The following is an 8,350-nucleotide window of genomic DNA, read 5'->3' on the forward strand; positions in this document are numbered from 1 at the left end:
GCTTGCCAGAAATTAGTGGTATTGAACCAGACTTTTGCTTTTACATTGAAAATTGCAGAGCAGTAGTAGGCAAAAAAAGAATTGATTGGGAGTCAGATCCACCACCAGATTTAGCAATTGAAATAGATGTTACAAGCTACACCGACATTAATGATTTCTTACCTTATCGAGTACCAGAAGTCTGGATATTAAAGAGTAATCGGCTATTAATTTATAGATTGCAGAAAGAAAGTTATCTGCTTACAGAAAGCAGCTACTTTCCTAACGTCAGAGAAATTGTGCAGCAATGTCTCAAAATGGCCAACGAGCAAACAACAAGTGAAGTCATTAAGTGGTTAAAGAACTTTTTGCGTGAACAACAGTAGGGTGTGTTATGGCTTCCGTAACGCACCATTTCAGTTTTCGGTGCGTTACGCTAACTCAGAACTTGCACCAGTCCCCACGAACGCCTCAGAATGAATTTTGAGGCTTATAGCTCAATACGGTTCAGTTAAGAGGATGTTTGAAAAGTGTCGTATAGCACATTAAATTCTGACATTACCCCCCCAACCCCCTGATGTATTGGGGGGCTTACAGCAGTTTTCATGTATTTGAACCACATCTGTTGTAGGGGTAAAGCGCAATGCTCATAGGTGTCAACTTAACGTAAAAGTCATGTGCCGCAAGGAACTGAAGTTCCTTGCTAATAGCGGAAGTCATCTGAAGATGACTAAATATAATAACCAAAAATCTAAAGTCTACTTGAGTAGACTTTAGCTATTAGCCCTGAAATTCATTTCTGGGCGGGCGTGGAAGCCAACAGATAAGCGATTTTTAGCTTAAGTTGACACGTATGAGCATTGCTAAACTCCTACCGCGTGGTCTATTTACCTGAAAATAGCTGTAAGAGACTATTCCCCTCCCTTTACAAGGGGGAGCCACTGCGCCCTTGCGGCTCTGCCGACAGCCAAGCAAGTGGCGTGGGTTAGGGGGGGTATTAGACACTTTGGGTAACAAATATAGCTTTTCAAACAACCTCTAACGCTAAAAAATAACTCCAATGTAGGTTGGGTTGAGGAACGAAACCCAACATTATCAAGGCTTTGTTGGGTTTGACTTCGTTCAACCCAACCTACGATTCTTCTTAACCCAGGCGTATTGGCTTATAGCTAAAGTCTTCTAAAGAAGACTAAGTAAAGGTTGTAGTCCACCCTTAGTGGACTTGGGCTATAAGAAAAGAGAATTTATTCTCAGGCGGGATAGGCAGGTGCAAGATATAACCTAACCCTTAATTACGAATTACGAATTACGTTAGCGACGCGCTTTCTCGTGTCCGCGTTCGCTTTTAGCGTCTCGTAGAGAGCGTCATTACGAATTATTTTAACCCCTTTGATTTGCGAAACTCCTGGACAACATCTTTAATCTCACGTAATTCCCCCTCAACTAAATAATTTAACTGCCGCATTTCATCTGCCGAAATCTTTCCAGCAAGTGAAGCGATCGCATTTCTTAATTCCGGATATTTTTTTAAAGTTTCTTCCCGAACAATTGGCACAGTTTCATAAGGCGGAAAATACTGTTTATCATCTTTTAAGACAACTAAACCCAAGCGAGAAATCTGGCCATCAGTGGAATTACCCGCCACCATATCCACTTGTTTTTGAATCAAAGCACGATATATTAAACCCAAATCCATGATTTGAGGAGGTTTTGCAAAACGTAAATCGTAAGTTTTCGCTAATCCAGGAAAACCATCTTCCCGTTCTAAAAATTCGTAACCGAAACCACCGCGCCACTGCGGTGTATATTCAGTAGCTTGGGTGAGAGTTTGAATATTGTAGCGCTTGGCATCATCACCCCGAATAATCATCGCAAAAGTATTTTCAAAACCCAAGCTTGGCATCACTTCCAGATTGAATTGCTGGGCATAAGTTTGTTTTACTATTTCATAAACTTCTTTGGAGCCATTAACTGGTTTTTGCTTTAAAATTGCAGTCAAAGCTGTGCCTGTATACTCAATATAAGCATCAATTATGCCAGCATTAATAGCATTATGACAAACAAAAGAACCACCCAAACGAGGGCGACGAACTACTTTTAAATTAGTTGTTGCCTCGATTTGCTGTGCTAAAAGTTCACCTAAAATATCTTGTTCGGTAAAATCTTTGGAAGCAACGATAATATCAGCATCATTGCTACTATTATTTAAATTCGGTGTGCAGCCAGTGATTAGCAAGAACACAGCAAAACTTACAAATAAAGGCGTCAAAAATCTTTTCATTACTTAATTTTTAATTTATTCTCCATCCAGCCAATCGCAAAGTCAGCTAGTAATGCAATTACCGCCGCCGGAACTGCACCAGCTAAAATTAACTGATTATTCACTACTGATATGCCGCGAAAAATAAATACTCCCAAACCACCTGCACCAATGGCTGCTGCAATAGTTGCAATACCAATGGCAATTACCGTTGCTACTCGCACCCCTGCCAGAATGACTCCCAGTGATAAGGGAATCTCAACTTGCAACAACAATTGTCTATCCGTCATTCCCATGCCTCTCCCAGCTTCTCGAATCGCTGGATCTACGTTAGTAATACCTGTGTAAGTGTTACGAATTATCGGCAACAAGGAGTATACAGTCAGAGCAACAATTGCTGGTACTGCGCCAATTCCGCCAATTATAGGAACAGGGATGAGTAAGCCAAATAGTGCCAGACTAGGAATAGTTTGGAAAATATTTGCTATACCGAGGATTGGTTGGCGAAAATAAGTTTTACGTGTAATTAAAATACCTAATGGAATGCCTAGAAGTATGGCAATTCCAATTGCAATGCCTACCAAAAATAAGTGTTCTAGAGTATGCTGAAGAATTTCTGGGGCATACTTAACGAGGAAGAAATTGTTCATAAAGTGTCTTGCAAAGTACGCAGACATTGGAGAAAGGCAAGGCTTTCTGGATGTTGCGATCGCATAAATTCATCCTTTGCCTCCAATACTACCAATTCTCCCCCATACATTAAACCAATTCTCGATGCCAAAACAAATGCTTCTTGAATATCGTGGGTGACAAACACAACAGTTTTGCCTAACTCTTGCTGCAAATGCCGAAACTCTTGTTGAAGTTCTAGGCGCGTAATTGGATCGAGTGCGCCAAAGGGTTCATCCATCAACAACACTGGCGGATCTGCTGCTAAAGCCCTAGCTACCCCGACTCTTTGCCTTTGTCCTCCCGAAAGTTCGTGCGGGTAACGTCCGGCGAATTGTGCTGGTTCTAAGCCCACTAATTGCAACAACTCATAAACCCGCGTTTTAATTTGTTTCGGTTGCCAACCTTCCAAAGCCGGCACTAAACCCACATTGCGTTCAACTGTAAAATGGGGAAATAAACCAATTTCTTGAATGACATAACCAATTTTTCGGCGCAGTTTAATTTCATCCCATTGAGTTGTGGGAATACCATCAAATAAAACTTCGCCTTGTGTAGGTGTAAATAGGCGATTAATTAACTTCATTGTTGTAGTTTTGCCGCTACCACTGCGCCCAAGTAATACCAGTGCTTCTCCTTGGCGGATGGTGAAGTTGAGATTTGACACCAAGACGCGATGATTGCGGCTAAAGGTGACATCGCGGAATTCGACAGCAGTTTGATTATTTTGCGGCATGAATGGCTTTTGGTGGACGCTAGCTATATGTATTATGTGCTGATTTTGTTAGCGTGCTAATCCCCAATTTGCTCTATTCAGATTTTGTAGATACTGCCAAGAATTGCCTTAAGGCTTTACAGTAAGGGGAGATCAGAAAGTGCGGACAGTAGAAAGCAATAGGTATAACAGTTGGTAATAACTATATTATGAACTCGTTTCAAAGTATAACAATTGAAGGATATCGTCGTTTGTATAATGTACAAGTCGATATGCATGAACGGCCCTTAACGGCGATGATTGGTGCTAATGGTGTAGGTAAAACCTCTCTGTTAGAAATTTTTTCACTTTTAGCAGCATCAGCAAATGGTCAACTAGGAAACAAAATTTCCGAATTGGGCGGACTGAGTGATATTATGACCCGCGATCGGGCTAAAAGTATAATAATTTCTTTGTCTATGACTGTGCCTGGTTATGCGCCACTCGACTATCGCCTAGAAGTCGCTCCTAAAGGGTTAGCGTATGAAATTGCTTTAGAAACACTAACTCAACAAAATGATTCCTCTGCATTAGAACCATTTAAGCACATTGAATCTCGCGGTTTGGATGTTAAGTATTTCAGTCCAGAGATTCAAAAAATTGTGCGTCCCAATTGGGATCATAATCCCTTAGAAACCTCTCTTTCTCAAGTTCCAAAAATGTACCAAGAGCCAGAGAATCTGCGGAAAAGATTAGCTTCCTGTACTTTTTATGGAGCTTTAAATGTTGCTCCTAAAAGCCCAGTTCGTTTACCTCAATCAATGCGTCCAGTGACCTTACCAGGTTCGCATGGAGAAGATTTAGTTTCCTGCCTTTATTATTTGCGAGAAACCGATTCAGAACGATTTGAAATTATTGGAGATACCCTTGCTGCTGCATTTCCAGATTTTGAGCGTTTATCGTTCCCACCAGTAGCAGCAGGAACTTTAGCAATGACTTGGAAAGACAAAAATTTTTCTAAGCCTCTTTATATGCACCAGTTGTCTGAGGGGACTTTGCGGTTTCTTTGGTTAGTGGCACTTCTGCAAAGTCCAGATTTAACTGCTGTTACTCTTATTGATGAGCCAGAAGTCAGTTTACATCCAGAATTATTACAGCTACTAGCTGATTTAATGCGCGAAGCTGCCCAAAGAACTCAGCTAATTGTGGCAACCCATTCAGATAGATTAATAAGATTTTTAAAACCTGAAGAAGTGCTAGTTTGTGATTCTGAGGATGGTTTAACAACTATGAATTGGGGTGACTCTTTTGATTTAAAAAAATGGCTAGAAGATTATAGTTTAGATCAGATTTGGGCGATGAACTTAATTGGTGGTCGTCCATGAGAATAGCAATTTTAGTTGAGGGTGCAACAGAAAAAGCTTTTGAGCCAATTTTACGAGATTTTCTTGAGTCACGCTTGCAACAAAAAATGCCCAAACTTAAGTTTATACCTTATGATGGGCGCATTCCTAAAGGAGAAAAACTTAAGCGTTCTGTTGAGAATTTACTCACAGGTAAAGATGTTTTCAATGCTGTGATTGCACTAACAGATGTTTACACAGGAACAAATGATTTTCAAGATGCAGCAGAGGCTAAAGCTAAAATGACGGATTGGGTAGGAAATAACCCTAATTTTTATCCCCATGCAGCACAATATGATTTTGAAGCTTGGTTATTACCTTATTGGTCAACAATTCAGAAATTAGCCAAATCTGATAAATCAGCACCAAGCGGTTTACCTGAACAGGTGAATCATGGTAAATCACCATCACATCGTATTAAGGAAATATTTGAAATAGGCAAATGTCAAAATAGTTACAGTAAAATCCGTGATGTTAAAAGAATTTTAAAAAACCAAGATTTGATGATTTCGGTTAATCAGTGTCCTGAATTAAAATCATTTATAAATACTATTTTATCTCTTTGTGAGGTTAATTTGATTCAATGACTGAACAGATTGCCCACCTACTTAGAATTAAATATTGGACTAGTCTAGGAAGCTGTTTAAGGTGGTAATCAAAGCAGTGCTGAATGCTCAGTAAAGAGTTAGGAGAGACGCGATTAATCGCGTCTGTACTGAAGTCATCTTGTACTATGCAGTTTTACTATTCTCATCTAATGTTTGTTCTGCAACATTTTTCAAGCGGCTCGACCTGATTTTGCGGATGCGATCGCTATAGCGAACACCACCCGCCATTTCATATTCGCGGCTGTCTTTGCCGTACTTGATAGCAACTACCATTAACATTTTTTCAGAAAGCTGACTCAAATTTTTTTCCATTTCTTCAATTTCAGTTTAAGAAGAGTCAACCACAGACAGAGCGGTATTATAAACATCAAGTTTGTTACGTAACTGTTCGATTGACTCAATCAGTTTTTCTAAAGTATAATCTTGTTCAAATTTAATGCTTGGAACAATCGATTTCATCCCAGCGGATCTTAACTCAACTTTTTCTAAAGTACGGGATGTGCGTTTTTTACGAGACATAAAATTACTCCTTTAAGATGCTGCTAGAGCTAGCTTACCTCAATTAAACTACATTCCGGTTCAGTAAAACTCGCAATTTTTTCTACTAAAATTTTTGATTGATAACAGTAATTTTTCGTAACTTAATTACTATAGCAATCCTAAATCATTCGTGAAAAGTTAGATCCCCGACTTCTTAAAGAAGTCGGGGATCTGGACACTGAGAATTTTCACAAATCAGATAGGATTGCTATAGATGTTGGTATTTATAAGCTCCCGTAAGTTCTGTAGCTGCTCCCGTAAGTTCTGTAGCTGCTCCCGTAAGTTCTGTAGCTGCTTCCATAAGTTCTGTAGCTGCTCCCGTAAGTCCTGTAGCTGCTCCCGTAAGTCCTGTAGCTGCTCCCATAAGTTCTGTAGCTGCTCCCATAAGTTCTGTAGCTGCTCCCATAAGTTCTGTAGCGGCTCCCGTAAGTTGTGTAGCGGCTCCCGTAAGTTGGGGAGTGCATAGACGCAAAGCAGTTTGTTGATGGATATGGCTGCGTAGGCAAAACTTTTGTGGGCGATGCCTACGGCGGTAAACTATGCAGTTTATGAGAGATAGTTAGTAGTGTGTTGTAGAAGGGCGATCGCAAGTTAGGCAAATCCAATTGCTGTGTTGTACCTCACAAGGCTGAAGTTTAGATGCATTTACCCTGAAACACAACCCAAAGACTTTGGGCTTGACAAAAATATAACTGTTAAAATCAGCATAACGGTGTCAAAATGCGAAAAAAACACACCCAAAAGGATAAAAATGCCAGCTATTGTTAATAGGACTTACGCACACTCTACGAATTCTCGGCGCTCTTGGCGTCTTGGCGGTTCGATAAATTAAGCTTTTTAGCAATTTTTGCGTAAGTCCTAGTTAAATTACAACTCTCCTTAGAAACTTTAGCAGAAGCAATATCTTCCCTTGATTTAACAGAAAAACGTCAACTTCAAGAACTAATTGAGCAACAAATTTTTGAAGCCGAAGAAGCGTTATATGAAGACGATGCAGAAACACTGGCAGAAATTGAAGCAGTTCGCGCTGAGTATAAAGCTGGTGAGTCTGTAATGAATTTTATAGAGAATAATATTTAGTGTAAGATATTTAGGAGAACAAGTTTTGACAACTATTACTGATATTGGTACACTAATTAACCATCATCCTGGAATCCACGGCGGTTGTCCGATTATTGCTGGTACAGGGGTGACAGTCAGGCGCATAGCCATCTGGTACAAACAAGTTTAACGATAAGCAACAGCAACAGAAGAAAAGTAATATCATGAACACCGCCAAACTGATCACTGATGGCACTCACCAAGTCGTTATTTTGCCCGAAGATTTTCAACTCACTGGCACAGAAGTCTATATCAAAAAAATTGGGAACGCTATTATTCTTATTGCCAAAGATAACCCCTGGCAATCTCTCATCGACAGTCTAGACAATTTCTCCGATGATTTTATGACTACTAGAGATCAACCACTCATCGACACCAGAGAGAGTTTGTAAATGCGATACCTGCTTGATACCAATATCTGCATTTACCTCATCAAGCAAAAACCCCAAAAAGTGCTGGATAAATTTCAAACCCTGAGCATTTCTGATGTAAGTATCTCCTCCATCACAGTTGCTGAACTTGAATATGGAGTTGCTAAAAGCGAACAGCAAGAGAAAAACCGCACCGCCCTGCTACAATTTTTGCTACCTTTAGAAATTGTTGAATTCAATCAAGCATCTGCGACAATTTACGGCAGCATTAGAAGCGATCTCGAAAGTAGAGGACTCATCATTGGTGCAATGGATATGCTCATAGCCGCTCATGCTCTAAGTTTAGGAGTTACCCTTGTTACCAATAATGTCCGAGAATTTTCTCGCATTCCTACGCTGTTATTAGAGAACTGGGTTGAGTAGCTGTATTATGGTTATTAGTAAATCTTAAGTAGGGGAGGCAGAATGATCGGCAGCTTCTGCCGTTCCCCAAAGGGGTTGCCAAAGGTATCATAACTTCCATTGCGTTAGGCTAAAAGACAGCCGTTTTCCCCAGAAGATATTCTTGCTGAACTTGGCTGTTACAAAGTCAATTTTTTTAACGAACCGCCAAGACGCCAAGGACGCAGAGAGAAGGAAGAAATGCTTAACTGAACTGTATTGACTGATCACCAATCAAGAGAAAAGCGATGGCATACCTGCCCATAGGCGATCGCATTTGTAGA

At 40.2% G+C, this 8,350-nt stretch carries 10 protein-coding genes and 1 pseudogene; 6 read left to right on the plus strand and 5 right to left on the minus strand.

The annotated features are described in order from the left end of the window. The coding region (locus LC574_RS14935; RefSeq protein ID WP_229454249.1) for a Uma2 family endonuclease at nucleotides 1–365 on the plus strand (365 nt) is incomplete at its 5' end. A 989-nt stretch (nucleotides 366–1,354) separates the two neighbouring features. Here LC574_RS14935 and LC574_RS14940 read toward each other — a convergent pair. Genes LC574_RS14940 through LC574_RS14950 form a run of 3 tightly spaced genes read right to left on the minus strand, consistent with a single transcriptional unit; the run spans nucleotide 1,355 to nucleotide 3,644 of the window. Beyond that, complete coding sequence (locus tag LC574_RS14940; protein WP_229454250.1) at nucleotides 1,355–2,260, minus strand: glycine betaine ABC transporter substrate-binding protein; 906 nt, start codon at nucleotides 2,258–2,260, stop codon at nucleotides 1,355–1,357. Further along, complete coding sequence (locus LC574_RS14945; protein WP_229454251.1) at nucleotides 2,260–2,889, minus strand: ABC transporter permease; 630 nt, start codon at nucleotides 2,887–2,889, stop codon at nucleotides 2,260–2,262. Before LC574_RS14945 ends, LC574_RS14940 begins: the two co-directional genes overlap by 1 nt. Beyond that, nucleotides 2,886–3,644 (minus strand): ATP-binding cassette domain-containing protein, encoded by a 759-nt coding sequence (locus LC574_RS14950; protein ID WP_229454252.1) that lies wholly within the window; start codon nucleotides 3,642–3,644, stop codon nucleotides 2,886–2,888. Before LC574_RS14950 ends, LC574_RS14945 begins: the two co-directional genes overlap by 4 nt. A 188-nt stretch (nucleotides 3,645–3,832) precedes the next feature. Between LC574_RS14950 and LC574_RS14955 the strand changes: the two genes are divergently transcribed. Together LC574_RS14955 and LC574_RS14960 are read left to right on the plus strand one after the other, a co-directional pair. After that, nucleotides 3,833–4,987: an AAA family ATPase gene (locus LC574_RS14955; RefSeq protein ID WP_229454253.1), complete on the plus strand. Its 1,155-nt coding sequence runs from the start codon at nucleotides 3,833–3,835 to the stop codon at nucleotides 4,985–4,987. Further along, nucleotides 4,984–5,592, plus strand: coding sequence for a DUF4276 family protein (locus LC574_RS14960; RefSeq protein WP_229454254.1), 609 nt, complete (start codon nucleotides 4,984–4,986; stop codon nucleotides 5,590–5,592). Before LC574_RS14955 ends, LC574_RS14960 begins: the two co-directional genes overlap by 4 nt. Before the next feature lie 144 nt (nucleotides 5,593–5,736). Here LC574_RS14960 and LC574_RS14965 read toward each other — a convergent pair. Next, nucleotides 5,737–6,132, minus strand: a pseudogene (locus tag LC574_RS14965) (hypothetical protein). Nucleotides 6,133–6,361: 229 nt separating this feature from the next. Continuing rightward, nucleotides 6,362–6,625, minus strand: a complete 264-nt coding sequence (locus LC574_RS14970; protein ID WP_229454255.1) for a hypothetical protein — start codon at nucleotides 6,623–6,625, stop codon at nucleotides 6,362–6,364. A gap of 633 nt (nucleotides 6,626–7,258) precedes the next feature. On the opposite strand from LC574_RS14970, the gene LC574_RS14975 reads away from it, so the two are divergent. From LC574_RS14975 to LC574_RS14985, 3 genes are read left to right on the plus strand one after another with little or no spacing between them, the layout of a single operon-like run. Then, on the plus strand, nucleotides 7,259–7,384 hold the full coding sequence (locus tag LC574_RS14975) for a DUF433 domain-containing protein (protein ID WP_229454256.1): 126 nt from the start codon (nucleotides 7,259–7,261) through the stop codon (nucleotides 7,382–7,384). A gap of 34 nt (nucleotides 7,385–7,418) precedes the next feature. Beyond that, nucleotides 7,419–7,646 (plus strand): antitoxin, encoded by a 228-nt coding sequence (locus LC574_RS14980; protein WP_229454257.1) that lies wholly within the window; start codon nucleotides 7,419–7,421, stop codon nucleotides 7,644–7,646. Continuing rightward, complete coding sequence (locus tag LC574_RS14985) at nucleotides 7,647–8,048, plus strand: type II toxin-antitoxin system VapC family toxin (protein ID WP_229454258.1); 402 nt, start codon at nucleotides 7,647–7,649, stop codon at nucleotides 8,046–8,048. The last annotated feature ends 302 nt before the right edge of the window (nucleotides 8,049–8,350 follow it).

Origin of the sequence: Nostoc sp. CHAB 5715, from assembly GCF_020829685.1 — a bacterium.
In the GTDB taxonomy this organism is placed as follows: Bacteria; Cyanobacteriota; Cyanobacteriia; order Cyanobacteriales; family Nostocaceae; genus Nostoc.

Excerpts from the sequence above, each read along its gene's own strand:
- LC574_RS14980 (WP_229454257.1), top strand. The coding sequence starts at position 7,419 with ATGAACACCGCCAAACTGATCACTGATGGCACTCACCAAGTCGTTATT.
- LC574_RS14940 (WP_229454250.1), bottom strand. The coding sequence starts at position 2,260 with ATGAAAAGATTTTTGACGCCTTTATTTGTAAGTTTTGCTGTGTTCTTG.
- LC574_RS14950 (WP_229454252.1), bottom strand. The coding sequence starts at position 3,644 with ATGCCGCAAAATAATCAAACTGCTGTCGAATTCCGCGATGTCACCTTT.
- LC574_RS14945 (WP_229454251.1), bottom strand. The coding sequence starts at position 2,889 with ATGAACAATTTCTTCCTCGTTAAGTATGCCCCAGAAATTCTTCAGCAT.
- LC574_RS14960 (WP_229454254.1), top strand. The coding sequence starts at position 4,984 with ATGAGAATAGCAATTTTAGTTGAGGGTGCAACAGAAAAAGCTTTTGAG.
- LC574_RS14985 (WP_229454258.1), top strand. The coding sequence starts at position 7,647 with ATGCGATACCTGCTTGATACCAATATCTGCATTTACCTCATCAAGCAA.
- LC574_RS14955 (WP_229454253.1), top strand. The coding sequence starts at position 3,833 with ATGAACTCGTTTCAAAGTATAACAATTGAAGGATATCGTCGTTTGTAT.